The following is a 25,837-nucleotide window of genomic DNA, read 5'->3' on the forward strand; positions in this document are numbered from 1 at the left end:
CCACTGGCTAAATAAACAGTTAAATTTCATTCTCATACATGGAGGCTTATTTATGGTAGAACGAAAAGCTTGACACAGGAAAATGGATTTGCGAATGCTACCCCACCGGTCGTAGCGGTCATCGTGTACGTAAGCAGTACGCCACCAAAGGGGAAGCTCTAGCTTTTGCGTCACATAATAGATGAGGCAGAGGCAAAGCCCTCGCTGGGTGAATCGGTAGACCGTCGGACTCTAAAAGACGTGGTTGAACTTTGGTTCAAGCTGCACGGCAAATCACTGACCGCCGGAGAGCCTGTTTACTACAGAATGTTCCTCATTGATGCATGGGAAATACTCTCGCTACTGATCTCAGTTCGAAATTATTCATGCATTACCGTGATAAACGCCTGAAGGGTGAAATTTTTTTATGAGAAATTATGGAAGAAAGGTGCCAGCCCGCTAACCATCAACCTTGAACAAAGTTATCTCAGCGGATTATTTAGCGAGTTGGCTCAACTCGGCTATTGCACGACACCAGACCCGCTGGAGAACGTGCGTAAGTTCACGATTGCAAAAATGGAATGGCTTGACTGACACATGAGCAAATCACTTAACTTTTGTACGACTGTAATCGCCCAAGATCCCTACTCACCCTCGTTGTTAAAATCTGCCTGAGCAAAGGGGAATGAGGGGTAAAGCCGTTAACCTGACCCGTTCTAAGGTTACAAAATACCGGATCGCTTTCATCAGAACCAAAGGTACTAAGAACCGCAGTATCCCACACAGCAAAGAGCTGTACGAGTAAATAATTGCTCTGGACGGCTTTAGGTTCTTTATGGACTGCTATTTCCAGTATCTTTCCGTGACCGATTATTCTTCCTTGTGGGCAACTAACACAACTTCTGTGCCACTTTTCATCATTTCTGATGGGAATATTCTTGTTCTGCTAAAAAACAGCAGGACACGACGACATCAAAATGACAATGCGTTATGCTCACTTAGTGCCTGATCACTTAGAAAAAGCACTTCGTTTCAATCCAATTGGAATATTAACGCTTTCTGATGCAATTAAAAGGTCAAACAATGGTTAAGCTTTCTTTTCAATTTCCAATTTACGATTTTTCCTTAACTTTTGAGATAATCAATACATTAATCATTCACAGTGAATCATCTATTGATAAAGGGATAAAAGAATATATGGAGAAAGGACCAGAGGAATATGTAATCGATATATCACCAGATGAAGGATATTATAATTCAATAGATTACTACATGGGCCTTGATAGTTCATCTGTTGATCTTGATGAAATGTTTATAGAGTATTACCCAAGCGTATTTCGCAGGTCAGTTTTTTTAACTATCTTTGGGATGTTTGAGCATGAAATTGAGAAATTCTGTAAAAACTTTGCGAATAAACATCTCATTCCAATAAACATTACAGATCTCAAGGGGAGTGGATTTGAACGAAGCCACCTTTTCATTCAGAAAATAGTGGGAATGGAGACTACAGTTCAGTATAATAATATAAAAAAGATAACTAAGTTGAGAAACAGTTGTGCACACAATGATGCCAGATATGTAGAGAACGACGGACAAAATATCAAACTAATCACTGACCTAATGGATGCACACCCGGACCTTTTCAAAAAAGACTTGAAACAAGTTCTATTCATGAGTGGCTCTTTATCTATGATTTTAGAATCTTTTAAAGAGTATCTTAATGAAGTGGAACAGGCATTAGAGAAGTATGAACAGCGCAGCTCTAGTGGCGACAAAGTGGCGGCAGCGGTTGGCATTACCCCGTAATCGTCCCCCCTTACCACCAACCTAACTTATTGATTATCTTGCAAGTCATTGTTTTCACTAACCCATTTACATAAATGGTTTTTTGTTGCCTGAAATTCCCCTCCCTCTAATCCCACCTTCTCTCTTACCATCAAAACATATATGATTAAACATATATAAAAATCACACCAGCAGGAAACCCCATGGTTCACCCGCTCCAACTCTTCAAAACCCTATCCGACGAAACGCGGCTCGCCATCGTTATGCTGCTCCGTGAAGCGGGCGAGCTGTGCGTCTGCGATCTCTGCTCCGCCACCACCGAATCTCAGCCGAAAGTCTCCCGCCATATGGCCCTGCTGCGCGAATCCGGGCTGGTTATCGATCGCCGTGAGGGGAAATGGGTCTATTACCGTTTGTCCCCGAACATGCCTGCGTGGGCAGCTACCGTTATCGACACCAGTTGGAACTGCCTGCGGGAAGAGACGCGCCTGAAGCTGAAAAACCGACTTCCGGGCTCCTGCTAAGCAAAACACATTCACAAAAACAGATATAATGGAGTAGAAGATGTTTCTGGCAGGGGCTATTTTTCTGTTTACGCTGGTACTGGTCATCTGGCAGCCCAAAGGGCTCAGTATCGGATGGAGCGCCACCATCGGTGCCGTGCTGGCGCTGGCCAGCGGGGTGATCCACATTAACGATATACCTGTGGTGTGGGATATCGTCTGGAACGCCACGGCAACGTTTATCGCCGTCATCATCATCAGCCTGCTGCTGGATGAGTCCGGCTTTTTCGAGTGGGCGGCGCTCCACGTTGCTCGCTGGGGAAACGGTCGCGGGCGATTGCTGTTTACTTATATCGTGCTGCTGGGCGCAGCCGTGGCGGCGCTGTTTGCCAATGACGGCGCGGCGCTGATCCTGACCCCTATCGTTATCGCCATGCTGCTGGCGCTGGGGTTCAGCAAGCAGGCCACGCTGGCGTTTGTGATGGCGGCAGGTTTTATCGCCGATACCGCCAGCCTGCCGTTGATTGTGTCGAACCTGGTCAACATCGTGTCGGCAGACTTCTTTAAGCTGGGGTTCAGCGAATACGCCTCGGTGATGATCCCGGTAGATATTGCCGCGATTGCCGCAACGCTGGTGATGCTGCATCTCTTCTTCCGCAAGGAAATCCCCCCGGAATATGACCTGGCAAAACTCCGCGAGCCCGCGCGGGCCATTCACGACCTCCCGACGTTCAGAACGGGCTGGATCGTCCTGCTGCTTCTGCTCGTCGGCTTCTTTGTGCTTGAACCTCTCGGCATTCCGGTCAGCGCCATTGCGACCGTCGGCGCGCTAATTTTATTCGCTGTCGCAAAACGCGGACATGCGATAAACACCGGAAAAGTGCTGCGCGGCGCACCGTGGCAGATCGTTATCTTCTCGCTGGGGATGTATCTGGTGGTGTACGGCCTGCGCAATGCCGGGCTGACGGAATATCTCTCAGGCGTACTGAACAGCCTGGCCGGACACGGGCTGTGGGCTACCACGCTAGGTACCGGGTTCATCACCGCGTTCCTGTCATCCATAATGAACAATATGCCCACGGTGCTGATTGGCGCGCTCTCCATTGATGGCAGCACGGCAACAGGATTGATAAAGGAAGCGATGATTTATGCCAACGTGATTGGCTGCGATCTGGGGCCGAAAATCACGCCCATCGGCAGCCTTGCCACCCTGCTCTGGCTCCACGTGCTGGCGCAGAAAAACATGACGATTACCTGGGGCTACTATTTCCGGACGGGCATCATTATGACGCTGCCGGTCCTGTTTGTGACGCTCGCCGCGCTGGCGCTACGTCTCTCCTTCACACTGTAATGAGCACTGATATGAGCCACATCACCATTTATCACAACCCGGCCTGCGGCACCTCGCGCAATACGCTGGAGATGATCCGCAACAGCGGCGCGGAACCAGAGATTATCCTCTATCTGGAAACCCCACCGTCGCGCGATAAGCTGACCACCCTGATTGCTGAGATGGGCATTTCAGTGCGGGATCTGCTGCGTAAAAACGTGGAGCCCTATGAACAGCTCGGTCTTGCCGAAGATAGCTTCACCGACGACCAGCTTATCGATTTTATGCTGCAGCACCCGATTCTGATTAACCGTCCGATCGTGGTGACGCCGCTGGGCACGCGCCTGTGCCGTCCGTCTGAAGTCGTCCTCGACATCCTGCCGGACGCGCAAAAAGGAGCGTTTGCCAAAGAGGATGGCGAAGCCGTTGTGGACGCCAGCGGGAAAAAAATCTCGCCAAAGTAACCCATTGAAAATGTCACAGTAAAACCTGCCAACGACATCCCCCACCCGCCGGCCGGGTTGCATCAGCCGAAACCCGGCACATACTTTTGAGGGTTAAGTCTGGTGAGGGTATGCAGGTATGGGTCTTAAAAACAAAACCGCCGTCATCTTCGGCGGCAGCGGCGCCATCGGCAGTTCAGTGGCGCACGCTCTTGCGCGTGAGGGGGCGGATGTATACCTCGCTGCACGTGACCACGCCAGGCTGGAGCAGGTCGCCAACCGTATTCGCGCCGCGGGAGGGTCTGTCAGCACGTTTGCTTTCGATGCGCTCGATGATGCCTCGCGGCTCCCGGACCTTGCCCGCATTGATATCGTCGTCAACGCCACGGGCTTTATGCACGATCAGGGTAAACGCCTTGAGGCATTAACGCTCGACGAGTTCAGGCAGGGTTTCGATCCCTTCCTGGCCGCGTATTTTAACATTGCGAAAGCCGCGTCGCCCCGTATGGGCGGCGAGCATGGCGGGACCATAATTACCGTCGTCGCCCCCGCCGCCAACATGATAATGGCGGGCCACCTCGGGCATATCGTCGGTTGCGCGGGAACGGAAGCCTTGACCCGAGCGCTTGCGGCTGAGCTGGGGACACAAAATATTCGCGTACTCTGCGTGCGTTCGCACGCGATAGCCGACGCGGTGCAGGCGGGTTCGTATGTGGGTGCCATTTTTGCCGAAAAGGCGCAGGCAATGGGGATTACGGTTGAGCAGTTTCTCGGCGGTGCCGCGCAAAGCACCCTGACGCATCGCCTGCCGACGCTGGCACAGGTGGCAGACACCATTACGTTTCTGGCCTCAGATGCGGCAAGCGCCATCACGGGAACTACCGTCAATATGACCGCGGGCGCAACCTAGCAGCCGCCCTCGCCCGCAATCCTGCCCACCATCGCCCGGATCTCTTCGCGGGTTAAGGGCACCCGGTCAGTAACGTAGTGCAGCGTCATCCCTTCGATAAACGCGTCCAGCGCGCGGGTGGTGACCGGGTCGAACCACTGCTCCAGCGTGGTCTGGCTCATCTTCATCCAGTCCTGCATCACCGTTTTGAGCGCCGCGCTGCGGTGCATAAAGGCGTAGAGCTGATACATCAGCGCCATGTTGTGCGGCGTGGTCACCTGCGAGCTGTGGATCAGCGTGGTGATGGATTCGCACGCCATTTCCGGCCCGGTAACGCCGGCGAAGAAATCGCGATACTGCTGCGACATCTGCCGGGTAAACCACGTGAAGGCCTCCTCCAGCAGCGGCTCCATGCCGTCGAAATAGTAGGTCATCGACCCCAGCGGCACGCCCGCGCAGGTGGCGATTTTACGGTGCGTGACGGCGTGAATACCGTGCTCGGCAATGGTATCGAGCGTTGCCTGCAGGATCTTCTCCCGGCGATGCGGATCGTTCGGTGGTCTGCTCATAAATTCCTCACGTGGTTTATGTACAAATGTACACAAACTTGCTAGTGTTGTCGCTATTGTTGTACTTCTGGTGCTACCCCAATGACGCTTACCTCTCCCCGTAAAGCCCTGCAGCTACGCCTGTGGGCGCTATTTATGTTCTTCTTTATTCCCGGCCTGCTGATGGCCTCCTGGGCCACGCGCACGCCCGCCATTCGCGATATTTTGTCCGTCTCTACTGCTGAGATGGGCATCGTGCTGTTTGGCCTGTCGATAGGCTCGATGAGCGGCATCCTCTGCTCCGCGTGGCTGGTGAAGCGCTTCGGTACGCGAGCGGTGATCCGCACCACCATGTGCTTCGCGGTGGTCGGGATGTTCGTGCTGAGCGCCGCGCTGTGGTGTGCGTCACCGGTTCTGTTTGCCCTGGGGCTGACGGTATTTGGCGGTAGCTTCGGCTCGGCGGAAGTTGCCATCAACGTTGAAGGAGCGGCGGTCGAGCGCGAGATGAACAAAACCGTGCTGCCAATGATGCACGGCTTTTATAGCCTCGGCACGCTGGCCGGTGCCGGCGTGGGCATGGCGCTGACGGCCACTGGCGTGAGCGCGAATCTGCATATCCTGCTGGCGGCGCTGGTGTGCATCATTCCGATTCTGACCGGCATCCGGGCGATCCCGGACGGCACCGGTAAGAACTCCGCTGACGAACAGCATTCGGCCGAAAAAGGGCTGCCCTTCTACCGCGATTTTCAGCTGATGCTGATCGGCGTGGTGGTGCTGGCAATGGCGTTCGCGGAAGGGTCCGCCAACGACTGGCTGCCGCTGCTGATGGTGGACGGTCACGGCTTTAGCCCGACCTCCGGCTCGCTGATTTACGCCGGGTTTACGCTGGGGATGACCGTAGGGCGCTTCACCGGCGGCTGGTTTATCGACCGCTACAGCCGCGTGGCGGTAGTGCGTGCCAGTGCCCTGCTCGGCGGCCTGGGTATCGCGATGATCATCTTTGTGGATGTGGACTGGATTGCCGGCGTCTCGGTGATCCTCTGGGGGCTGGGCGCGTCGCTCGGCTTCCCGCTGACCATTTCGGCCGCCAGCGACACCGGCCCGGATGCCCCGACGCGCGTCAGCGTGGTGGCGACCACGGGCTATCTCGCCTTCCTGGTCGGGCCGCCGCTGCTCGGCTTCCTCGGTGAGCACTACGGGCTGCGCAGCGCCATGCTGGTGGTATTAGGGTTGGTCATCATCGCGGCGCTGGTGGCGCGCGCGGTGGCAAAGCCGGAAACGAAACAAACGACACTGGAGAAGGGATATGAGCGTTAAACTGATCGCCGTCGACATGGATGGTACTTTTCTGAGCGATGCCAAGACCTACAATCGCCCGCGCTTTCTGGCGCAGTACGCCCGCATGAAGGCGCAAGGCATTCGCTTCGTGGTTGCCAGCGGTAACCAATACTACCAGCTCATCTCCTTTTTCCCGGAGATCGCGCATGAGATTGCCTTCGTCGCCGAAAACGGCGGCTGGGTCGTGAGCGAAGGTGAAGACGTCTTTAACGGTGAACTGTCGAAAGCCCATTTCGCCACCGTCGCGAACGTGTTAAACGACGTGCCGGGTATTGAGATCATCGCCTGCGGCAAAAGCAGCGCATACACGCTGAAATGCTATGACGAGGGCTTTAAAGATATCGCGGCGAAGTACTACCACCGCCTCGAAATGGTCAGCGATTTCGACAACCTGAACGATATTTTCTTCAAGTTCGGGCTCAACGTGTCTGACGATGAAATTCCGCGTATTCAGGCGCTGCTGCATGAAAAACTGAGTGACATCATGGTGCCCGTCACCACCGGTCACGGCAGTATCGATCTGATTATCCCCGGCGTGCATAAAGCCAACGGTCTGCGGATCCTGCAACAGCGCTGGGGCATTGACGACAGCGAAGTGGTGGCCTTCGGCGACAGCGGCAACGACGTGGAGATGCTGCGTCAGTCCGGGTTCAGCTTTGCGATGGCGAATGCCAGACCGCATATTAAAGCGGTGGCGCGTTTTGAAGCGCCGCACAATAACGACGAAGGCGTACTGGATGTGGTTGAGAAGGTGTTGAACGGGGAGGCACCGTTTAATTGACCGCGTGCGGTCTGGTGCCCTCACCCTGACCCTCTCCCACGGGGAGAGGGAATAAACAGGTTAAGGTTGCAGGGCGTTCCCGACGCGTTTGTCTTTCAGGAACACCACCATCAGTCCAACCCATAGCGCGCCGTTGGCGAGGTTAAACAGACTGAACAGACCGTTGCCGCCCATCGCGTAAGCATGTTTGCTCACCTCGATTCCGACGGTAAAAATCAACATCTGCAGCATCCCCATCGCTGCTGACACCGTACCTTTGCTCATCTCGCTGGCAAACAGCGTCAGGCGCACCAGCCCGGCGTTCGCCACGCCAATCCCGAAGGCGTAAATGCTCAACCCTGCCGTCATCCACAAATAAGCATGGGATGACGCGACGGTCGCCACCGCAGCCAGAATCAGCCCTGCCGCAATCGGCCAGCCGCCCATGATAATCAGTGAACGCACGGTGCGTCGTGACGTCAAACGTGCCAGCACCAGGTTGCCGATAATCAACGCGCCAAAGATCGGCACCTGCAGCAGACCATACTCATAGCTGCTGAGCTTTTCACCGCTGATGATAATGACCGGCGACTGCGCGATCCAGGCCAGCAGCGGCAGGCTAACGAACCCGGTCGCCAGCGCGCCCGCAACAAAGCGGACATTCTTCAGCACTTCTTTGTAATCCCGCCCCAGCTCTTTCAGCGAGAGTTTCTCGCCGATGCGGGTGGCCGTTTCCGGCATCGCACGGTGCAGGCCAAAGAACGCGAAGGCGGCGAGAACCGCAAAGAGCACGAACATCCCTTCCCAGGGCGCAACATGGACCCACGCGGCCCCCACCAGCGGCCCGAGTAACGGGGCGATCAGCGCCACGTTCGCCATCAGCGCGGTAATTTTGATACACACCGCCTCTTCAAACGACTCCTGAATGGCGGCATACCCCACGGCACCGATAAAGCACAGGCTGACCCCCTGCAGGAAACGCAGCAGGGTGAATTGTTCAATGTTTTGCGCCAGCAGCGTGGCGAGACAGGTCACGATGAACCACACCACGCCCGTCAGCATCACCGGACGACGGCCAATACGATCCGACAGCGGGCCTAACAGCCACTGCAAAAACATACCGCCTGCCAGATAGGCGGTCATGGAGGTCGGTACCCACTCGATTCCCGCGTTGTACTGCGCCACAACGGTCAGCATACCGGGCTGGATCATATCGTTGCCGATATAGGTTGAGAATTCGTAGAGCACCAGACACAGAGGGAAAAGCAACGCCTGACGACCCAGACGTGAACCAGAAGAAGAACGGTTTAACATGCAATCTCTTTATAATGACAAAATCGCGACGAGTTTAATGAAATGCCGCAGCCCGAGATAGTGAATTATCGAGGAGAAACAGAAATAAAGCACATATCGTCTTTGTTTAAGGTTTCCTTAAGTTGACAGATTTATGATAGCCCGATTACTCGTCAACGACCCCAAATTATGGCACTCACCTCCCGTTCAGAATTGTCTAACTTACAGACAAATAAGACAAAACGCCTTTACCGCTTACCGGCCCGCTTTTATGGTTATCAGCTTTTCGTGCTGATTGCCCTTGCCGTGGTGTTTACGTGGCTATCGCGCGATGAAGCGCTCGACAGATGGGTAACCGGCTTTTGGTATGACGCGGCAACGCAAAGCTTCCCGCTGCAGAAAGACCACCTGCTGGATCTGCTGAACCATCGCCTGGCGAAGTACATCGCCATCGCCTTAGGTGCCGTGGCGCTGTTTTACGGTGCTTACAAGCGTAACGCAAGGCTGGTCACCGCGGCGCTGCTGATGGGCGTTGGCGCGCTGGTGGTGGGCATATTGAAAAGCGTGAGCCATCACAGCTGCCCGTGGGATCTGGTGGAATACGGCGGGAAAGCCATGTCTTATCCCCTGTTCAGTTCCGCCCCTGCAGACAGCGGCCCGGGGCGCTGTTTCCCCGGCGGTCATGCCTCCAGCGGCTTTATGGTGATGGGGCTGTTTTTTGCCTTCTGGCGCGAGCGTCCACGTCTCGCCTGGTGCTTCGTCGCGCTGGGCGTGGTGTTAGGTCTGGTGATGGGTTACGGCCAGGTCATGCGCGGGGCACATTTTTTCTCTCACAACCTGTGGGCTGGGTGGTGGGTCTGGTTTTCCCAGGTGGCGGTCTATGGCCTTATTTCCACCCGGTTTGCTAAAGAGTGATAACGCTATGTTAGAGAATCTGAATTATCAGCTGTTTTATCTGATCAACGCCACCCCGGCCTCGCCAGAGGCGATGATTGATTTCGCCACCTTTCTGGCAAAGGATCTGATCAGTATCGTGCCTGCGCTGGCAGCCATCCTCTGGCTGTGGGGTCCCCGTAGCCAGGTAAAAGCGCAGCGCCAGTTGGTGATCAAAGTGGCAATGGCCCTGGGCGTGAGCATTCTGGTCAGCTTCGCTCTGGGCCATGTGTTCCCACACCCCCGTCCTTTTGTTGCTCACGTGGGCTACACCTTCCTGCATCATGCGCCAGATGACTCGTTCCCGAGCGATCACGGTACGGTTATCTTCACCTTCGCGCTGGCTTTCCTGTTCTGGCATCGCCTGTGGTCGGGTGCGGTCCTGATGGTGGCGGCCCTGGCAATCGCCTGGTCTCGCATTTACCTGGGCGTCCACTGGCCGCTGGATATGGTGGGCGGTTTCCTGGTCGGGCTGATTGGCTGCGTGAGCGCAGCGATCCTGTGGAGTCTCTTCGGTGACGCGCTCTACCGCGGGCTCTCTTCACTCTATCGCGCCATTTTCGCTATCCCGATCCGCAAAGGCTGGATACGTGACTAACCCCGACCTGACAGGTTACACTTGAACCCCCGCCCTGCGGGGGTTCACTTTTTTTATCCCGAGGAACTATGGAAACACGTCGCGATGACCGCATTGCTCAGCTGCTACAGGCGCTGAAGCGCAGCGATAAGCTGCATCTTAAGGAAGCCGCCAACCTCCTCGGCGTCTCAGAGATGACCATTCGTCGGGATCTGAACAGCGAAAGCGCGCCCGTCGTGCTGCTGGGCGGGTATATTGTGCTTGAGCCGCGCAGCGCCAGCCATTATCTGATCAGTGACCAGAAGACGCGCCTGGTTGAAGAGAAGCGCAAAGCCGCACGGCTTGCGGCTTCACTGGTACAGCCGCACCAGACCCTGTTTTTTGACTGTGGTACCACCACGCCGTGGGTTATCGAAGCCATCGACAGCAGCATTCCCTTTACCGCCGTGTGTTACTCCCTGAACACCTTTCTGGCGCTTCAGGAGAAACCCGAGTGCCGGGTGATCCTCTGCGGCGGTGAGTTTCACGCCAGCAACGCGATCTTTAAGCCGCTTAACCTGCAGGACACGCTCAGCAATCTCTGCCCGGATATCGCGTTTTATTCCGCCGCGGGCGTGAACGTGCGCCAGGGGGCGACCTGCTTTAACCTGGAAGAGCTGCCGGTGAAGCACTGGGCGCTAAGCGCAGCGCAGTACCATGTGCTGGTGGTTGACCACAGCAAGTTTGGCAAGGTGCGTTCGGCGAGAATGGGTGAGCTGGCGCAGTTTGATGCCATCGTCAGCGATTGCCGTCCGGATGACGACATTGTGGCCCATGCGAAGGCGCAGCAGGTGAAGTTGATGTATTGAGGTTATGCCGGGTGGCGGCTTTGCCTTACCCGGCCTACAACGGCTCGAACGTAGGCCGGGTAAGCGCAGCGCCACCCGGCAAAAAACTTAGTTGAACCAGCTGCCAAACCACCCGTGGAATTTCATCATCACGAAGTCCCACATCCGGCTGAAGAAGCCGCCCTCTTCGACCGCTTCCATCACAATCAGCGGACGCTGTTCAATCGACTTCCCATTAAGCTGGAAATCAATTGTCCCGACCACCTGGCCTTTTTTCAGCGGCGCGGTGAGCTGCGGATCGGTCAGGGTGTAGCTGGCCTTCAGGTTTTTCAGCTGGCCGCGCGGAATGGTCACTGACCCGCCTTCACCGGCGCCCAGATTCACTTCGCTCTTGTCACCAAACCAGACGCGCTGGCTGACGAACGTGGCATCCGGTTTAATCGGCGTCACGGTTTCATAGAAGCGGAATCCCCAGGTCAGGAGCTTTTCTGATTCGTTAAAACGGATGCGGTCGGTTTTGGTCCCCAGCACCACCGAGATCAGGCGCATATCGCCCTGCGTCGCGGAAGCCACCAGGTTGTAACCCGCGCCGGCCGTGGTGCCGGTTTTCATCCCGTCCACATTGACGTTGCTGCTCCACAGCAGGCGGTTGCGGTTCGGCTGACGGATTTTATTGAAGGTAAACTCTTTCTCTTTGTGGATGGCGTATTCATCCGGTACGTCGTGGATCAGCGCTTTCCCCAGCAGCGCCATGTCGCGCGCGGTGCTGAACTGGCCCGGCGCATCCAGGCCGTGAACGGTTTTAAAGGTGGTGTTGGTCAGGCCCAGCTTTTGCGCGTAGCCATTCATCAGGCCGATAAATGAATCCTGACTTCCCGCAACGTAATCCGCCAGCGCGATACAGGCGTCGTTGCCGGACTGGATAATCACCCCTTTATTTAAATCCGATACGGAAACCTGATCGCCCGGCTTCAGGAACATCACCGATGACCCGCGCAGCGCCGGGTTGCCGGTCGCCCAGGCGTCCTTCCCGATGGTGACCATATCGTCAAGCTTGATCTTGCCCGCTTTTATCGCCTGGCCTACCACATAGCTGGTCATGATTTTGGTCAGGCTTGCCGGGTCGAGTTTCTCATCCGCGTTGCCTTCCGCCAGCACTTTACCGCTGGAGTAGTCCATCAGGATCCAGGCGCGCGCATCCACAGGTGGCGCTTCTGGCGCAGCCTGCTCAGCCGCGTAGAGAGTTGGTGCAAACAGGAAAAGGAGCGCAGAGCCTGCCGCCAGGCTGCGCAGAGAAGTCATTTTTCGCGTCATAAATGCCACCCGAGTGTCCATTCAAAAATTACGTCACATCACCGTGTCGCAAGAAGCGATGAGTAATAGCGCACTAAAACCGTTAAAGAAACCCAACCAGGGTAAAGTTATTAAAGTTTATGCAATAACATTCAGATACGCTTTGATTAAGACGATTTTTTTGTCTTCTGTTGCGTAATTGTTAGGTTTATCTCACCATGGCGAAAAGCTGATTCGGATTCACATCTCATCGGGAGTAAATATGATTACGCTGTGGGGCAGGAATAATTCGACCAACGTTAAGAAAGTACTCTGGACGCTGGAAGAGCTGGATTTACCGTTCAATCAAATCATGGCAGGCATGTCGTTTGGCGTGAATAAAGAGGCCGACTATCTGGCCATGAACCCGAACGGGCTGGTGCCGCTGCTGCGCGATGATGAAACAGACGCCACGCTTTGGGAATCCAACACCATTGTTCGTTATCTGGCAGCCCAGTACGGACAAGGTCGTTTGTGGGTAGAAAACCCGGCCCGCCGCGCCCAGGGAGAAAAGTGGATGGACTGGGCGAACCAGACGCTTTCACCCACCCACCGCGTGATCCTGATGGGGCTTATCCGCACGCCGGAAGCCGAACGTGACTATCCCGCCATTCATGCCGCGCAGGATGCCTGCGAAAATCTGTTTGCGATGATGGATGACGAGCTGGCGAAGCACGCCTGGTTCTCCGGTGACGCGTTCGGCACAGGCGATATCGCCGTTGCGCCGTTCGTCTGGAACCTGACCAACATGGGCCTGAAGTGGACGCCGCGCCCTCACCTTGAGCGCTGGCTTAAACAGCTGAGCGAGCGCCCGGCGTACCGTAACGTCGTGATGATCCCGGTCACCTGATCACGCGCCGGACGGGCTGACTTTTAACAGCTGCCCGTCCGTCTCATCGGTCAGGACGTACAGATAACCATCTGGCCCCACCCGCACATCACGAATACGTTTATCCCGGTCGCCCAGAATTCGCCCATCCTCCGTGACCTTGTTACCCTCCACGCTCAGCACGATAACGTCCTTCTCCTTCAGCGCGCCGATAAACAGCTTGTTTTTCCACTGCGGGAAAACGTCGCTGTGGTAAAACGCCATGCCGCTCACGGCGGGTGACACTTTCCAGACGAACAGCGGTTTTTCGGTTCCCTCAACGTGCTCACCTTTGGCTTCGGGAATTTTCAGACCGCTGTAATTAATGCCGTGCGTCGCCAGCGGCCAGCCGTAGTTTTTCCCTTTCTCCGGGATGTTGATCTCATCCCCGCCGCGCGGGCCGTGCTCGTTCAGCCACAGCGTGTCGCTCCAGGGGTTCATCGCCATTCCCTGCGGGTTGCGAATGCCGTAAGACCAGATTTCAGGCCGCGCGCCGGGAGTATGCACAAAGGGGTTATCCGGCGGCACTTTCCCGTCGTCGGTGAGGCGCACCACTTTGCCCTGTAATTTGTCCAGATCCTGGGCCGTCGAACGCTGGTTGTTTTCACCGAGTCCGATAAAGAGGTAGCCTTTGCCGTCGAACACCAGTCGCCCACCAAAATGGTTACCGGTCGAGAGTTTCGGCATCTGGCGGAACACCACCTGGAAGGCTTCAATGCGCGTAAAATCGTCGCTTAAACGGCCATAGCCCACTGCCGTTCCGGCTTTGCCGTCATCCCCTGCTTCGGCATAGCTCAGCCAGATGCGGCGTGATTTTTCAAAATCCGGGGCGAGGACCACGTCCAGCAATCCTCCCTGACCGTTTGCCCAGACCTTCGGTACCCCGACGATAGGATCGGAAAGCCCTTTTCCGGCCTGCCAGCGTTTGAGCTGACCGCCCTTCAGGGTCACCAGCAGCCCTTGATTGTCCGGCAGGAACGCCAGGGACCAGGGATGATCGAGTCTGTTTTGCAGCACCTCAACCTTGACCGCTTCTGGCGCAGCAATCAGCGAAAAGGGAAATAACAACGCAGGCAGGAAAATCAGCGAGGATCGATGCATAACGCGCTCCTTTATCGGCATATGGCATAAAGGTTAGCCACTGCGTCCGGAGGCGTTATCACTTTTACAAAAGCTTAATCAGAAGGGGGAGTTGCCTCCCCCGGAATCAGTGCTGTTCAAGCTTCTCGTGCTCGTTCAGACACATGATGCATAGAGAGAGCGTGGTCAGGCAGTTTTCAAGCTTCTCCGCGTTAACAGCGATAAAATTCGGGCAGTCGTGGCGTCCATTCATCAAACATACCCCAGCGATGGAGAGCACTTCAGCGGCGCGGCGCAGTGCGATAAGCTCACTTTCGCCGTATTTCTCCTCAAGGGTCGGTGCTTTTTCACGCATGTAATTGCAAAGTTCAAACAGGTTATCACGCAGATGTTCGCTTTCGCTGACTGACATATACCCTTTTGCCTTCCTCAACTGCAGGTACGCGGCCAGGTCGATTCGGGCGTTGATCAGCTTGTTCAGCAGATCGCGTTTTAGTCTGTCAACGGTCATGCTCTTTCCTCCTCTGTCAGCCATTGTGCATAGTCAGAATAAGTACATTTTTTGTACAGTGTAATGCCTGAGATCAATTATTCTTAACTGATTAACATTATTTACAATGTTACAACGTCTGCCCGGCGCATCCGCCTTGCAAAGAGTGTATAAATCCCCCGCGATACGCTGTAAAATCCCGCCCTGATAACTCCATAATTGATGAATTTTTAACCTATGAGCAATGTTACGCACCAGCCGAAAATCGGCTTCGTCTCCCTGGGCTGCCCGAAAAACCTGGTGGATTCAGAACGCATCCTGACCGAACTGCGCACCGAGGGCTATGACGTGGTGCCAAGCTACGACAACGCCGATATGGTGATCGTTAACACCTGCGGGTTTATCGACAGCGCGGTTCAGGAGTCACTGGAAGCCATCGGTGAAGCCCTGACAGAAAACGGCAAAGTGATTGTTACCGGCTGTCTTGGCGCGAAAGAAGACCAGATCCGCGAAGTACACCCGAAGGTGCTGGAGATCACCGGCCCGCACAGCTACGAGCAGGTGCTGGAACATGTTCATCACTACGTGCCCAAACCAAAGCACAACCCGTTCCTGAGCCTCGTGCCGGAACAGGGCGTGAAGCTGACGCCGCGTCACTACGCTTACCTGAAAATTTCCGAAGGCTGCAACCATCGCTGCACCTTCTGCATCATCCCGTCCATGCGTGGCGATCTGGTAAGCCGTCCGATTGGCGAAGTGCTGGCGGAAGCGAAACGTCTGGCTGACGCGGGCGTGAAGGAGCTACTGGTCATCTCTCAGGATACCTCGGCTTACGGCGTGGACGTTAAACACCGCTCCGGTTTCCACAACGGCGAGCCGGTGAAAACCAGCATGGTGGGCCTGTGCGAGCAGCTGTCTAAACTCGGTATCTGGACGCGTCTGCACTACGTCTATCCTTACCCGCACGTTGACGATGTAATCCCGCTGATGGCGGAAGGTAAAATCCTGCCGTATCTGGATATCCCGCTGCAGCACGCCAGCCCGCGTATCCTGAAGCTGATGAAACGCCCTGGCTCCGTTGACCGCCAGCTGGCGCGCATCAAGCAATGGCGTGAAATCTGCCCTGACCTGACTCTGCGTTCCACCTTTATCGTCGGCTTCCCGGGTGAAACCGAAGAAGATTTCCAGATGCTGCTCGACTTCCTGAAAGAAGCGCGTCTGGACCGCGTCGGCTGCTTCAAGTACAGCCCGGTAGAAGGTGCAACCGCCAACGAGCTGGCGGAGCAGGTGCCGGAAGAGGTGAAAGAAGAGCGCTGGAACCGCTTCATGCAGCTGCAACAGCAGATCTCTGCTGAACGCCTGCAGGAGAAAGTCGGCCGCGAGATCATGGTGATTGTGGACGAAGTTGACGAAGAAGGCGCGATTGGCCGCAGCATGGCGGATGCCCCTGAAATCGACGGCGCGGTGTACCTGAACGGCGAAACCAACGTTAAGCCGGGTGATATTATTCGCGTGAAAGTTGAAAACGCGGATGAGTATGACCTGTGGGGTAGCCGGGTTTAATCTCACTACACCTCATTTGTAGGCCGGGTAAGGCGTAGCCGCCACCCGGCACATTCCCCTGCACTATCCCTTAATCCTCGGATCCAGCGCGTCGCGCAGTCCATCCCCCAGCAGGTTAAACGCCAGCACGGTCAGGAAAATCGCCAGACTCGGGAAGAGCGCCACGTGCGGCGCAATCACCATATCCGCCCTCGCCTCGTTCAGCATCGCCCCCCATTCCGGTGTTGGTGGCTGCGCGCCTAGTCCCAGAAATGACAGGCTGGCCGCCGAGATTATCGAAACACCAATACGCATGGTGAAATAGACCACGATGGACGACACCGTACCCGGCAGAATATGGCTGAACAGGATTGTGGCGTCGCTGGCGCCCATACTGCGGGCAGATTCGATAAAGGTTTGCTGCTTCAGCACCAGCGTGTTGCCGCGTACCAGACGCGCAAACGCCGGAATCGAAAAGACCGCCACCGCGATGATGACGTTCGCCATGCCGCTGCCCATTATTGCCACCACCGCAATCGCCAGCAGAATGCCGGGAAAGGCAAACAGCACGTCGCAGATGCGCATGATAATGCGGTCCCACCAGCCTTCGTAATACCCGGCAACCAGACCCAGCACGGTACCGATGGCCGCGCCGATCAGCACCGCGAAAACCCCGGCGGCAAGGGAGATCTGCGCCCCAACCAGCACGCGGCTGAAGATATCGCGCCCGAGGGAGTCCACGCCGAACCAGTGCAGCATCGAGGGTCCGTCGTTCAGACGGTCGTAGTCAAAATAGTTTTCCGCATCAAACGGCGCTACCCACGGCGCAACGATCGCCAGTGCGATCAGCAGCAGCACAAACAGCCCCGCCGTCATCGCGACCGGCTGACGGCGAAAACGCCGCCAGAATTCAGACCACGGCGTGCGGATATGTTCCGGTTTGAGCCCCGGCATAGCGTTTAAAACGGCCTGACGTCGCCAGTTCAACAATCGCATCTTACTTATACCTGATGGCCGGGTTAATGGCGGCGTAAAGCACGTCCACCACTAAGTTGATAAGAATAAACTCCAGCGAGAAAAGCAGGACTTCCGCCTGAATGACCGGGTAGTCGCGCATCTCGACGGAATCGACCAGCAGGCGTCCCAGCCCCGGCCAGTTGAAGACCTTTTCCACGACGATAGAGCCACCCAGCAGGAAGCCAAACTGCAGCCCCATCATTGTCACCACCGGGATCATCGCATTGCGAAACCCGTGTTTCAGAATGACCCACTTCTCGCTGACCCCTTTCGCCCGCGCGGTGCGAATATAATCCTCGCTCAGCACGTCAACGAACGAGGCGCGGGTGAAGCGGGCCATCACCGCCGAAACGGCAGCCCCCAGCGTCATCGAAGGCAGAATGTAATGCTTCCAGGTATCGGCCCCGACGGTTGGCAGCCAGCCCAGTTCGACGGAGAAGATCTGCATCAGCAGCATCCCCAGCGCGAACGCCGGGAAAGAGATACCGGTCACCGCCAGCGCCATACCGAGCTTGTCCGGCCAGCGGTTGCGCCAGACGGCTGCGACAATCCCGGCGCCAAGCCCAAACACGACCGCCCAGCTCATACTGGCAATCGTCAACCAAAACGTTGGCATAAAGCGGCTGGCAATCTCCTCCGACACCGGGCGACGTGACACCATGGAGATACCAAAGTCACCCTGCAAAACGTTGCAAATATAATGGAGGAACTGGATATACAGCGGCTGGTCGAGGCCAAGCTGTTTACGTACCAGGTCAATGACGGTGGCGTCCGCTTCTGGTCCTGCAATCAGACGCGCCGGATCGCCTGGCAGCATATGGACAAACAAAAACACCAGGACCGCCACAATCAGCAGCGTCGGGATAAGCCCCAGCAGGCGTTTACAAACATAATTCAGCATGAGGTTTATTTTAAATCCGCATCGTCAAAACTAAAGCCGGTGTCCGGCATGATGTAAAACCCGGTCAACGCTTTGTTATGGGCTGACACCAGTTTCTCCACCACCAGCGGCACCCACGGTGACTCTTTCCAGATAATGTCCTGAGCGTCTTTGTAGAGGCGTGCCTTCTCTTCCGATTTGGTGGTTTTCAGCGCATCGGCCAGGTCTTTGTCCACCTGCGGGTTACTGTAGAATGCGGTATTGAACAGGGTTGGCGGCCAGTTCTGCGAGGCAAACAGCGGCGACAGCGCCCAGTCGGCTTCGCCGGTGGAGGCCGACCAGCCGGTGTAGAACATCCGCACGCCGCTCTCTTTCTGCCCTTTCCCTTCCACTTCTGCCGCACGTTGCCCGGCATCCATCGCGGTGACCTGCGCCTTAATACCCACCTGCGCCAGCTGCTGCTGGGTGAACTGCAGCACCTTCTGCGCAGTACTGTGATTATGCGACGACCACAGCGTGGTGCTAAACCCGTTCGGGAAGCCTGCCTCTTTCAGCAGCTCGCGCGCTTTGGCCGGATCGTACGGCCACGGCTGATAGCTCTGGGCATACGCGATAGCCGGCGGCAGCACGCCGGTGGCCGGAGTGGCATAGCCTGCGAAGGCCACTTTCACCAGCGCCTGGCGGTTAATGGCGTAGTTGATGGCCTCACGCACCTTCGGGTTATCAAACGGCTTTTGCGTAACGTTCATGCTGATGTAGCGCTGCATGATCGACGGGCTGGCGACCAGCTCCAGCTTGCTGTTTTTCTGCAGAATCGCGGCCTGCTCATACGGGATCGGGAAGGCAAACTGCGCTTCGCCGGTTTGCAGCATCGCCGCGCGGGTGTTGTTATCCACCACCGGACGCCAGGTGATGGTGTCCAGCTTCGGCAGCCCCTGCTGCCAGTAGCCGCTGAATTTCTTCACCTTCACAAAGTCGGTCTGATTCCAGGTCACCAGTTCATACGGGCCGGTACCCACCGGGTGGAAACCAATCTCTTTACCGTATTTTTTCAGCGCGGCAGGAGAAATCATCGCCGTTGCCGGATGCGCCAGAATATTGATAAACGCGGAGAACGGCTCTTTCAGGGTGATTTTTACCGTCGTCGGGTCAACCACCTCGGTGCTGGCGATGTTTTTATACAGGTTATAGCGCTTGAGGCTATTTTCCGGATTGCTGGCGCGATCGAGGTTAACCTTCACCGCTTCCGCGTTGAAATCGGTACCGTCCTGGAACTTCACGCCGGTTCTGAGCTTAATGGTATACACCAGCCCGTCGTCGGAGACGGTGTATCCCTCCGCCAGCACATTTTTCAGCTTCATCTCTTTATCCAGGCCAAAAAGCCCCTGGTAGAAAGATTTCGCCACCGCCTGCGACAGCGTGTCGTTGGCGTCATACGGATCGAGCGTGGTGAAATTAGAGCCGACGGCGACCACCACATCTTTGGCAGCGAACGCGGGGGCAGCGGCCAGGGCTGCCGTCACGCTCGCGGCTAACAACCATCTACGCGCTACAAATGTAACCATTGTGTTCTCCTGCCTGTTGTAAGTTATAGCCGCGAAAAGGCGTTGTCCTGACGCGGAGGCGCCACAAAATGCCCCGGCCCGACCTCGCGCAGCGTGACACGCTCCACGGCCTCGCCGCGTTTACGAATATTGCTCGGCATTTCATCCTGCAGCAGCACGCGCTGGCCGTGACGATGCGCCGGATCGGCGACCGGAACCGCCGCGATAAGCTTGCGGGTGTACGGATGCTGTGGGTTCTCAAACACCGCTCTTCGCGGCCCGATCTCCACGATCTGCCCCATGAACATCACCGCCACGCGATGGCTGATGCGCTCGACCACCGCCATATCATGCGAGATAAACAGAAAAGCGATGCCCATATCCCGCTGTAAATCGAGCAATAAGTTGATGATTTGCGCCCGGATAGAGACATCCAGCGCCGAAACGGATTCATCGGCAATCACCACTTTCGGGTTCAGCGCCAGCGCGCGGGCGATGCAGATACGCTGCCGCTGTCCGCCGGAAAACTCGTGCGGATAACGCCAGGCGTGTTCCGGCTTCAGGCCGACGCGCTCCAGCAGCCAGGCCACGCGACGCTGTGCCGCCTCGCCGTCGAGCAGGTTATGTACCCGCAGCGGCTCCATGATCGAGTACCCCACCGTATGGCGCGGGTCGAGGGAGGCATACGGATCCTGAAAAATAAACTGAATATCCCGCCGTACCGCCTGCAGCCTGCTGTCCGGAAGGGTATCAATGCGTTCACCGTTAAAGGTAATGCTGCCTTCCTGTGATTCCACCAGACGGAGCAACGCGCGCCCTGTGGTGGACTTACCGCAGCCGGACTCCCCCACCAGCGCCAGCGTTTCGCCCGGCCATAAATCAAAACTGACGTTTTCCACCGCATGCACTTCGCGCTTCACGCGGTTCAACACGCCGCTGCGCAGCGGGAAACGGGTGACCAGATCGCGCACTTCCAGAATGGGCTTACCCGGCACCACGGTGTCCTGCTCGCGTTCGTCCTCCTCCTGCCCCGTCGCATCGAGAGAAATCAGCGGGAAGCGGCGCGGCAAATCACGGCCGTTCATGGCCCCAAGACGCGGGACCGCCGCCAGCAACGCTTTGGTATAAGGATGGACGGGCGCGTGAAAAATCTGCTCAACCGGGCCGGTTTCCACCGCGTTGCCCTTGTGCATGACCAGCACGCGATCGGCGATATCGGCGACCACGCCCATATCGTGGGTGATGAATATCACCCCCATCTCCATCTCCTGCTGCAGCACTTTGATGAGCTGCAGGATTTGCGCCTGAATCGTCACGTCCAGCGCCGTCGTCGGTTCATCGGCGATCAGCACCGCCGGACGGCAGGAGAGCGCCATGGCAATCATCACCCGCTGGCGCATGCCGCCGGAAAGCTGATGCGGGTAGCGCCCAAGAATGGCCTGCGCTTCCGGAATGCGCACCAGCTCCAGCATCCGTCTGGCTTCACTGAGCGCCTCATCGCCGCTCAGCCCCTGATGCAGGCGGATGGACTCGGCAATTTGTTCCCCCACCGGGAACACCGGATTCAGGGACGTCATCGGTTCCTGGAAGATCATGGCAATATCCGCCCCGCGAACGCCCTGCATCTGCGAGCCGCTCAGCTCATTTAAATCAATGACCTGACGGTTGCGGCGGCGCAGGAGCATTTTTTCGCTGCTGATTTGCCCGCCCGTCTGCTCCAGCAGGCGCATCAGCGCCAGCGCGGTAACCGATTTACCGGAGCCAGACTCGCCAACAATCGCCAGCGTCTCGCCGCGCCTGAGCGAGAACGATAAATTCTGTACTGCGGGGATGAACTGCCGCTCTTCCTGAAACGCAATATTCAGTTGATGGACAGCCAGCACCTCGCGGTTGTCCAGCTCTTCACTGTGCGGCACGCGTTGCCCCCTTATTCACGATAGATCCCCGTGCTCGGCTCATCGCCGGCATATCCCCAGGCGCGATACATCCCTTCGCTGTTAAACGGCAGGGCCACGTTGCCCTCGCGATCCACCGCAATGAGTCCGCCGACGCCGCCCAGGGCTGGCAGTTTTTCCATCACCACCCGCTCGCAGGCTTCACTGAGGCTCAAACCGCCGTAATCCATCAGCGCGGTGATGTCATAGGCCGCGAGGGTGCGAATAAACACTTCCCCGGTGCCGGTACACGACACCGCCGCCGTCGCGTTATTGGCATAGCACCCGGCCCCCGGCAGCGGGCTATCGCCGACGCGTCCGGGCAGTTTGTTGGTCATGCCGCCCGTTGACGTCGCCGCCGCAAGGTTGCCCGCTTTATCGAGCGCCACCGCGCCGACCGTGCCCATTTTGGTGGTTTCATCCAGCGGCGCGCTGTGGTCAAGCTGCGTCATGCCCGCCGAACGGGCCTCCAGCAGCTGCTGGTAGCGCTCTTCCGTGGAAAAAAGATCGGGGGATACCGATTCCATCCCGTGTTCGAAGGCGAACCGCTCTGCGCCAGCGCCCGTGAGCAGCACGTGCGGGCTCTCTTCCATCACCAGACGCGCCGCCAGCACAGGATTACGCAGGCGACTAACGCCCGCCACGGCCCCCGCTTTCAGGGTGATACCGTCCATCACGCAGGCATCCAGCTCGTGCGTTTCATCCCGGGTAAAGACCGAACCGATCCCCGCATTAAATAACGGACACTCTTCCAGCAGCCGCACCGCCTCGGTAACCACATCCAGCGCGCTTTCGCCCGCCTCCAGCATTTTCTGGCCCGTTTCCACAATGGCGTACAGTGCGTCAATGTAACGCTTTTCCTGCTCGGGACTGAGCTGTGCTCGGGTGATTGCCCCGGCGCCACCATGAATTGCGATTACCGCATTAACCATTCGCATCACCCGTTAGCCTGATTTGCGGCTTTTTCTATAAATATCATTATCGTCGATGAAACTTCAGATGATTTTTGAATATAGAAAGACGCAACTGTGATGTAAAGCGTACACCCATCGGGTCATACAGTTAGCCGCACTTTTCTGCCATAATGAGCGCTTTCGTTGTTACTGTGCAGGAGCCCACCATGGATTTTACCGCCGGACTGATGCCGCTTGAGACGGCACTCACGCAGATGCTTGACCGACTTTCTCCGCTGCAGGACGTTGAGACGCTGCCCCTCGTGCGCTGTTTTGGGCGTATTGCCGCGCGCGATATCGTCTCTCCGCTTAACGTGCCGGGATTCGATAACTCAGCGATGGACGGTTATGCGGTGCGACTGGCGGATCTCCAGACGGGTAACGCCCTGCCTGTGGCAGGTAAAGCCTTTGCCGGTCAGCCGTTTAGCGGTGAATGGCCTGCGGGCACCTGCGTGCGTATCATGACCGGCGCGCCGGTTCCGGCTGGCTGCGACGCCGTAGTAATGCAGGAAGAGACCGAACAGACCGACGACGGCGTGCGTTTTACCGCGAACGTTAAAGCGGGCCAGAACATCCGCCGCACGGGCGAAGATATCACGCTTGGCGCAACGGTCTTTGCCGCCGGACAGAAGCTGACGGTAGGTGAACTGCCCGTGCTGGCCTCCCTCGGCATCGCTGAAATCGACGTTATCCGTAAGGTGCGCGTCGCCGTTTTCTCCACCGGCGACGAACTGCAGCTTCCGGGGCAGCCGCTGCAGGACGGCCAGATTTACGACACCAACCGCCTGGCGGTACACCTGATGCTGGAGCAGCTGGGCTGCGACGTGATTAACCTCGGCATCATTCCTGACGATCCGGAAAAACTGCGCGCCGCGTTTATCGAGGCGGATAAGGCTGCCGACGTGGTCATCAGCTCGGGTGGCGTATCGGTTGGCGAAGCGGATTACACCAAAACCATTCTTGAAGAGCTGGGCGAAATCGCCTTCTGGAAGCTGGCTATCAAGCCGGGCAAACCGTTCGCCTTTGGTAAGCTCACGCACAGCTGGTTCTGCGGCCTGCCGGGTAACCCGGTCTCTGCGGCACTCACCTTCTACCAGCTGGTGATCCCGCTGCTGGCGAAGCTTTCCGGCAACAAGGCTAACCCGCTGCCGGAACGCCAGCGCGTGCGTGCCGCCACGCGCCTGAAAAAATCACCGGGCCGTCTCGATTTCCAGCGCGGCATTCTGGCGCGCAACGCGGACGGTGAGCTCGAAGTGAGCACCACCGGACATCAGGGCTCACATATTTTCAGCTCCTTCAGCCAGGGCAACTGCTTTATCGTGCTGGAGCGCGAACGCGGCATCGTGGAAGCGGGCGAATGGGTTGAGATCGAGCGCTTTAACCACCTGTTCGGAGGCTGACATGACGGTGGAGCTGAGCGACCAGGAGATGATGCGCTACAACCGCCAGATTGTGCTGCGCGGGTTTGACTTCGAGGGTCAGGAAGCGCTTAAGGCAGCGAGCGTGCTGGTCGTCGGTCTGGGCGGTCTGGGCTGCGCCGCCGCGCAGTACCTCGCTGCGGCGGGCGTGGGCAGGATGACGCTGCTGGATTTTGATACCGTGTCGGTGTCTAACCTGCAGCGCCAGACGCTGCACAGCGACGCGACGGTTGGCCAGCCGAAGGTGGACTCTGCCCGCGCGGCGCTGGCCCGCATCAACCCTAATTGTGAATTCACCCTGATTGACGCGATGCTGGATGACGACGCGCTGTTTGCGCAGATTGCCCTGCACGATCTGGTGCTCGACTGCACCGATAACGTGGCTATCCGCAATCAGCTAAACGCGGGCTGTTTTGCCCATAAAACGCCGCTGGTTTCCGGGGCGGCGATCCGCATGGAGGGGCAAATTAGCGTCTTCACGTACGCTGAGGGTGAACCCTGCTACCGCTGCCTGAGCCGTCTGTTTGGCGAAAATGCGCTGACCTGCGTCGAGGCAGGCGTGATGGCGCCGTTGGTCGGCGTGATTGGCTCACTGCAGGCGATGGAAGCGATCAAGGTTCTGGCACATTACGGTACGCCAGCGGCGGGGAAAATCGTGATGTACGACGCGATGACCTGCCAGTTCCGCGAGATGAAGCTGATGCGTAATCCGGGATGTGAGGTTTGCAGCCAGTAAAAAAGTCGGGTGGCGGCTTCGCCTTACCCGACCTACAGCAGCTCGAACGTAGGCCGGGTAAGCGTCAGCGCCACCCGGCAACAGCATCAGATAGACGTCCGTCCAAACGCCCACTGCCAGTCCTGCTCAAACTTCACAATCGCCGCATCCACGGCGGGTGATGTAATAAACTGCTGCGCCACGTCCAGCGGCAGCGTAATCGACTCACAGCCTGCCAGCAGGCAGTCCAGCGCCTGACGCGGGGTTTTAAAACTCGCGGCCAGCACTTTTGACTGCGGGGCATGCAGCGTCAGCAGCTGCTGTAATTCCACTACGGTCTGGATCCCGTCCCCGCCCTGCGCGTCCACGCGGTTAACGTATGGGGCAACATACTCTGCGCCCGCCAGCGCCGACAGCATCCCCTGGGCTGCGCCATACACTGCCGTGCCCAGCGTCGGGATCCCTTCCGCTTTCAGCATCTTGATTGCCGCCAGCCCTTCTGCGGTCACCGGCACTTTCACCACCAGATCGTTGATGATGGCGCGCAGCTTACGCGCATCTTCCACCATACCTTCCGCGGTAGTCGCCATCACCTGAGCGAACAGACGACCTTTGCCGCCCAGCGCGTCGTGCAACGCCGGCAGCAGCTCGTCCAGCGGCGTTTTACCAGCCGCAACGATGCTTGGGTTGGTGGTCACGCCTGCCAGCGGAAAAATACGCGCCAGCTTTTTGACTGCCGCAACGTCAGATGTGTCGAGATAAAGTTCCATGATGTCACCCTCAAAATTAGCCTGCACTTACCCTATCACGACAAAACCTGCTCAAGAGTTGACCTGCATCAAGATAACTTTCATTCGAA

The 25,837-nt window shown here is 57.0% G+C and carries 24 protein-coding genes and 3 pseudogenes; 16 read left to right on the plus strand and 11 right to left on the minus strand.

Going from position 1 to position 25,837, the window contains the following annotated elements:
- Positions 1-86 precede the first annotated feature (86 nt).
- The 7 genes and pseudogenes from PYW49_RS06340 to PYW49_RS06365 form a co-directional block, all read left to right on the plus strand.
- Positions 87-851, plus strand: a pseudogene (locus PYW49_RS06340) (phage integrase); the annotation flags it as partial.
- Positions 852-898: 47 nt separating this feature from the next.
- A pseudogene (locus tag PYW49_RS23375) lies at positions 899-1,070 on the plus strand (site-specific integrase); the annotation flags it as partial.
- A complete protein-coding gene (locus PYW49_RS06345) occupies positions 1,063-1,785 on the plus strand; it encodes a hypothetical protein (RefSeq protein WP_134349295.1) in 723 nt (240 codons plus the stop codon). The pseudogene PYW49_RS23375 and the gene PYW49_RS06345, both read left to right, overlap by 8 nt.
- Positions 1,786-1,967: 182 nt before the next feature.
- The gene (locus PYW49_RS06350; protein ID WP_320385999.1) at positions 1,968-2,288 is read left to right on the plus strand and encodes a metalloregulator ArsR/SmtB family transcription factor; all 321 of its coding nucleotides are present in this window, start codon (positions 1,968-1,970) and stop codon (positions 2,286-2,288) included.
- Positions 2,289-2,328: 40 nt separating this feature from the next.
- Entirely contained in the window at positions 2,329-3,618 is a 1,290-nt protein-coding gene (locus PYW49_RS06355) for an arsenic transporter (RefSeq protein WP_320386000.1), read from the plus strand.
- Between the two features lie 11 nt (positions 3,619-3,629).
- Positions 3,630-4,061 (plus strand): glutaredoxin-dependent arsenate reductase, encoded by a 432-nt coding sequence (arsC, locus tag PYW49_RS06360; RefSeq protein WP_320386001.1) that lies wholly within the window; start codon positions 3,630-3,632, stop codon positions 4,059-4,061.
- A gap of 118 nt (positions 4,062-4,179) precedes the next feature.
- Entirely contained in the window at positions 4,180-4,950 is a 771-nt protein-coding gene (locus PYW49_RS06365) for an SDR family NAD(P)-dependent oxidoreductase (protein WP_320386002.1), read from the plus strand.
- On the opposite strand, the gene PYW49_RS06370 is transcribed toward PYW49_RS06365, so the two are convergent.
- Positions 4,947-5,498, minus strand: coding sequence for a TetR/AcrR family transcriptional regulator (locus tag PYW49_RS06370; protein ID WP_063439190.1), 552 nt, complete (start codon positions 5,496-5,498; stop codon positions 4,947-4,949). The genes PYW49_RS06365 and PYW49_RS06370 overlap by 4 nt on opposite strands.
- An 81-nt stretch (positions 5,499-5,579) precedes the next feature.
- Here PYW49_RS06370 and PYW49_RS06375 point away from each other — a divergent pair, with 81 nt between their 5' ends.
- A complete protein-coding gene (locus PYW49_RS06375; protein ID WP_134349300.1) occupies positions 5,580-6,794 on the plus strand; it encodes an MFS transporter in 1,215 nt (404 codons plus the stop codon).
- On the plus strand, positions 6,784-7,596 hold the full coding sequence (locus tag PYW49_RS06380) for a Cof-type HAD-IIB family hydrolase (protein WP_320386003.1): 813 nt from the start codon (positions 6,784-6,786) through the stop codon (positions 7,594-7,596). The genes PYW49_RS06375 and PYW49_RS06380 overlap by 11 nt, the downstream gene beginning before the upstream one ends.
- Positions 7,597-7,656: 60 nt before the next feature.
- Here the strand turns inward: PYW49_RS06380 and PYW49_RS06385 are convergent, their stop codons facing one another.
- Positions 7,657-8,889 (minus strand): MFS transporter, encoded by a 1,233-nt coding sequence (locus PYW49_RS06385; RefSeq protein WP_134349302.1) that lies wholly within the window; start codon positions 8,887-8,889, stop codon positions 7,657-7,659.
- 168 nt (positions 8,890-9,057) lie between these two features.
- On the opposite strand from PYW49_RS06385, the gene PYW49_RS06390 reads away from it, so the two are divergent.
- From PYW49_RS06390 to deoR, 3 genes are all read left to right on the plus strand, one after another.
- Positions 9,058-9,783, plus strand: a complete 726-nt coding sequence (locus PYW49_RS06390) for a phosphatase PAP2 family protein (protein WP_320386004.1) — start codon at positions 9,058-9,060, stop codon at positions 9,781-9,783.
- A 7-nt stretch (positions 9,784-9,790) separates the two neighbouring features.
- Complete coding sequence (gene ybjG / locus PYW49_RS06395; protein ID WP_320386006.1) at positions 9,791-10,399, plus strand: undecaprenyl-diphosphate phosphatase; 609 nt, start codon at positions 9,791-9,793, stop codon at positions 10,397-10,399.
- Positions 10,400-10,467: 68 nt separating this feature from the next.
- The gene (gene deoR, locus PYW49_RS06400; protein WP_134349305.1) at positions 10,468-11,226 is read left to right on the plus strand and encodes a DNA-binding transcriptional repressor DeoR; all 759 of its coding nucleotides are present in this window, start codon (positions 10,468-10,470) and stop codon (positions 11,224-11,226) included.
- Positions 11,227-11,313: 87 nt separating this feature from the next.
- Here deoR and dacC read toward each other — a convergent pair whose 3' ends face one another.
- Positions 11,314-12,519 carry a serine-type D-Ala-D-Ala carboxypeptidase gene (gene dacC / locus PYW49_RS06405; protein ID WP_134349306.1) on the minus strand — a complete coding sequence of 402 codons (1,206 nt, stop codon included), beginning with the start codon at positions 12,517-12,519 and terminating at the stop codon, positions 11,314-11,316.
- 241 nt (positions 12,520-12,760) lie between these two features.
- Here dacC and PYW49_RS06410 point away from each other — a divergent pair, with 241 nt between their 5' ends.
- Complete coding sequence (locus tag PYW49_RS06410) at positions 12,761-13,387, plus strand: glutathione S-transferase family protein (RefSeq protein WP_047346980.1); 627 nt, start codon at positions 12,761-12,763, stop codon at positions 13,385-13,387.
- Here the strand turns inward: PYW49_RS06410 and PYW49_RS06415 are convergent, their stop codons facing one another.
- Positions 13,388-14,506: a PQQ-dependent sugar dehydrogenase gene (locus PYW49_RS06415; protein WP_134349307.1), complete on the minus strand. Its 1,119-nt coding sequence runs from the start codon at positions 14,504-14,506 to the stop codon at positions 13,388-13,390.
- 106 nt (positions 14,507-14,612) lie between these two features.
- Positions 14,613-14,996 (minus strand): biofilm formation regulator BssR, encoded by a 384-nt coding sequence (gene bssR / locus PYW49_RS06420; protein ID WP_134349308.1) that lies wholly within the window; start codon positions 14,994-14,996, stop codon positions 14,613-14,615.
- Between the two features lie 216 nt (positions 14,997-15,212).
- Here bssR and rimO point away from each other — a divergent pair, with 216 nt between their 5' ends.
- Positions 15,213-16,538 (plus strand): 30S ribosomal protein S12 methylthiotransferase RimO, encoded by a 1,326-nt coding sequence (gene rimO / locus PYW49_RS06425; protein ID WP_134349309.1) that lies wholly within the window; start codon positions 15,213-15,215, stop codon positions 16,536-16,538.
- Between the two features lie 63 nt (positions 16,539-16,601).
- Here the strand turns inward: rimO and gsiD are convergent, their stop codons facing one another.
- The 5 genes and pseudogenes from gsiD to iaaA all read right to left on the minus strand — a co-directional run bounded on the left by gsiD (position 16,602) and on the right by iaaA (position 22,824).
- Positions 16,602-17,513 (minus strand): glutathione ABC transporter permease GsiD, encoded by a 912-nt coding sequence (gene gsiD, locus PYW49_RS06430; protein WP_134349310.1) that lies wholly within the window; start codon positions 17,511-17,513, stop codon positions 16,602-16,604.
- Between the two features lies 1 nt (position 17,514).
- Positions 17,515-18,435 (minus strand): glutathione ABC transporter permease GsiC, encoded by a 921-nt coding sequence (gene gsiC, locus PYW49_RS06435; protein WP_134349311.1) that lies wholly within the window; start codon positions 18,433-18,435, stop codon positions 17,515-17,517.
- Positions 18,436-18,440: 5 nt separating this feature from the next.
- Positions 18,441-19,979 carry a glutathione ABC transporter substrate-binding protein GsiB gene (gene gsiB / locus PYW49_RS06440; protein WP_134349312.1) on the minus strand — a complete coding sequence of 513 codons (1,539 nt, stop codon included), beginning with the start codon at positions 19,977-19,979 and terminating at the stop codon, positions 18,441-18,443.
- Between the two features lie 23 nt (positions 19,980-20,002).
- Positions 20,003-21,874 carry a glutathione ABC transporter ATP-binding protein GsiA gene (gene gsiA, locus PYW49_RS06445; protein WP_320386007.1) on the minus strand — a complete coding sequence of 624 codons (1,872 nt, stop codon included), beginning with the start codon at positions 21,872-21,874 and terminating at the stop codon, positions 20,003-20,005.
- A pseudogene (gene iaaA, locus PYW49_RS06450) lies at positions 21,861-22,824 on the minus strand (beta-aspartyl-peptidase). Before iaaA ends, gsiA begins: the two are co-directional and overlap by 14 nt.
- A 188-nt stretch (positions 22,825-23,012) precedes the next feature.
- On the opposite strand from iaaA, the gene moeA reads away from it, so the two are divergent.
- The gene (gene moeA, locus PYW49_RS06455; RefSeq protein WP_320386008.1) at positions 23,013-24,245 is read left to right on the plus strand and encodes a molybdopterin molybdotransferase MoeA; all 1,233 of its coding nucleotides are present in this window, start codon (positions 23,013-23,015) and stop codon (positions 24,243-24,245) included.
- Between the two features lies 1 nt (position 24,246).
- Positions 24,247-24,999 carry a molybdopterin-synthase adenylyltransferase MoeB gene (moeB, locus tag PYW49_RS06460; RefSeq protein WP_134349316.1) on the plus strand — a complete coding sequence of 251 codons (753 nt, stop codon included), beginning with the start codon at positions 24,247-24,249 and terminating at the stop codon, positions 24,997-24,999.
- Between the two features lie 86 nt (positions 25,000-25,085).
- Here the strand turns inward: moeB and fsa are convergent, their stop codons facing one another.
- Positions 25,086-25,748, minus strand: a complete 663-nt coding sequence (gene fsa / locus PYW49_RS06465) for a fructose-6-phosphate aldolase (protein WP_320386009.1) — start codon at positions 25,746-25,748, stop codon at positions 25,086-25,088.
- Positions 25,749-25,837: the final 89 nt, after the last annotated feature.

It is taken from the genome of Enterobacter chinensis (genome assembly GCF_034008295.1).
Taxonomy (GTDB): domain Bacteria; phylum Pseudomonadota; class Gammaproteobacteria; order Enterobacterales; family Enterobacteriaceae; genus Enterobacter; species Enterobacter chinensis.

What these genes read in the sequence shown, in the direction of transcription:
- PYW49_RS06345 (WP_134349295.1), top strand. Translation starts at nt 1,063, where the DNA reads ATGGTTAAGCTTTCTTTTCAATTTCCAATTTACGATTTTTCCTTAACT.
- PYW49_RS06350 (WP_320385999.1), top strand. Translation starts at nt 1,968, where the DNA reads ATGGTTCACCCGCTCCAACTCTTCAAAACCCTATCCGACGAAACGCGG.
- PYW49_RS06355 (WP_320386000.1), top strand. Translation starts at nt 2,329, where the DNA reads ATGTTTCTGGCAGGGGCTATTTTTCTGTTTACGCTGGTACTGGTCATC.
- arsC (WP_320386001.1), top strand. Translation starts at nt 3,630, where the DNA reads ATGAGCCACATCACCATTTATCACAACCCGGCCTGCGGCACCTCGCGC.
- PYW49_RS06365 (WP_320386002.1), top strand. Translation starts at nt 4,180, where the DNA reads ATGGGTCTTAAAAACAAAACCGCCGTCATCTTCGGCGGCAGCGGCGCC.
- PYW49_RS06370 (WP_063439190.1), bottom strand. Translation starts at nt 5,498, where the DNA reads ATGAGCAGACCACCGAACGATCCGCATCGCCGGGAGAAGATCCTGCAG.
- PYW49_RS06375 (WP_134349300.1), top strand. Translation starts at nt 5,580, where the DNA reads ATGACGCTTACCTCTCCCCGTAAAGCCCTGCAGCTACGCCTGTGGGCG.
- PYW49_RS06380 (WP_320386003.1), top strand. Translation starts at nt 6,784, where the DNA reads ATGAGCGTTAAACTGATCGCCGTCGACATGGATGGTACTTTTCTGAGC.
- PYW49_RS06385 (WP_134349302.1), bottom strand. Translation starts at nt 8,889, where the DNA reads ATGTTAAACCGTTCTTCTTCTGGTTCACGTCTGGGTCGTCAGGCGTTG.
- PYW49_RS06390 (WP_320386004.1), top strand. Translation starts at nt 9,058, where the DNA reads ATGGCACTCACCTCCCGTTCAGAATTGTCTAACTTACAGACAAATAAG.
- ybjG (WP_320386006.1), top strand. Translation starts at nt 9,791, where the DNA reads ATGTTAGAGAATCTGAATTATCAGCTGTTTTATCTGATCAACGCCACC.
- deoR (WP_134349305.1), top strand. Translation starts at nt 10,468, where the DNA reads ATGGAAACACGTCGCGATGACCGCATTGCTCAGCTGCTACAGGCGCTG.
- dacC (WP_134349306.1), bottom strand. Translation starts at nt 12,519, where the DNA reads ATGACGCGAAAAATGACTTCTCTGCGCAGCCTGGCGGCAGGCTCTGCG.
- PYW49_RS06410 (WP_047346980.1), top strand. Translation starts at nt 12,761, where the DNA reads ATGATTACGCTGTGGGGCAGGAATAATTCGACCAACGTTAAGAAAGTA.
- PYW49_RS06415 (WP_134349307.1), bottom strand. Translation starts at nt 14,506, where the DNA reads ATGCATCGATCCTCGCTGATTTTCCTGCCTGCGTTGTTATTTCCCTTT.
- bssR (WP_134349308.1), bottom strand. Translation starts at nt 14,996, where the DNA reads ATGACCGTTGACAGACTAAAACGCGATCTGCTGAACAAGCTGATCAAC.
- rimO (WP_134349309.1), top strand. Translation starts at nt 15,213, where the DNA reads ATGAGCAATGTTACGCACCAGCCGAAAATCGGCTTCGTCTCCCTGGGC.
- gsiD (WP_134349310.1), bottom strand. Translation starts at nt 17,513, where the DNA reads ATGCGATTGTTGAACTGGCGACGTCAGGCCGTTTTAAACGCTATGCCG.
- gsiC (WP_134349311.1), bottom strand. Translation starts at nt 18,435, where the DNA reads ATGCTGAATTATGTTTGTAAACGCCTGCTGGGGCTTATCCCGACGCTG.
- gsiB (WP_134349312.1), bottom strand. Translation starts at nt 19,979, where the DNA reads ATGGTTACATTTGTAGCGCGTAGATGGTTGTTAGCCGCGAGCGTGACG.
- moeA (WP_320386008.1), top strand. Translation starts at nt 23,013, where the DNA reads ATGGATTTTACCGCCGGACTGATGCCGCTTGAGACGGCACTCACGCAG.
- moeB (WP_134349316.1), top strand. Translation starts at nt 24,247, where the DNA reads ATGACGGTGGAGCTGAGCGACCAGGAGATGATGCGCTACAACCGCCAG.
- fsa (WP_320386009.1), bottom strand. Translation starts at nt 25,748, where the DNA reads ATGGAACTTTATCTCGACACATCTGACGTTGCGGCAGTCAAAAAGCTG.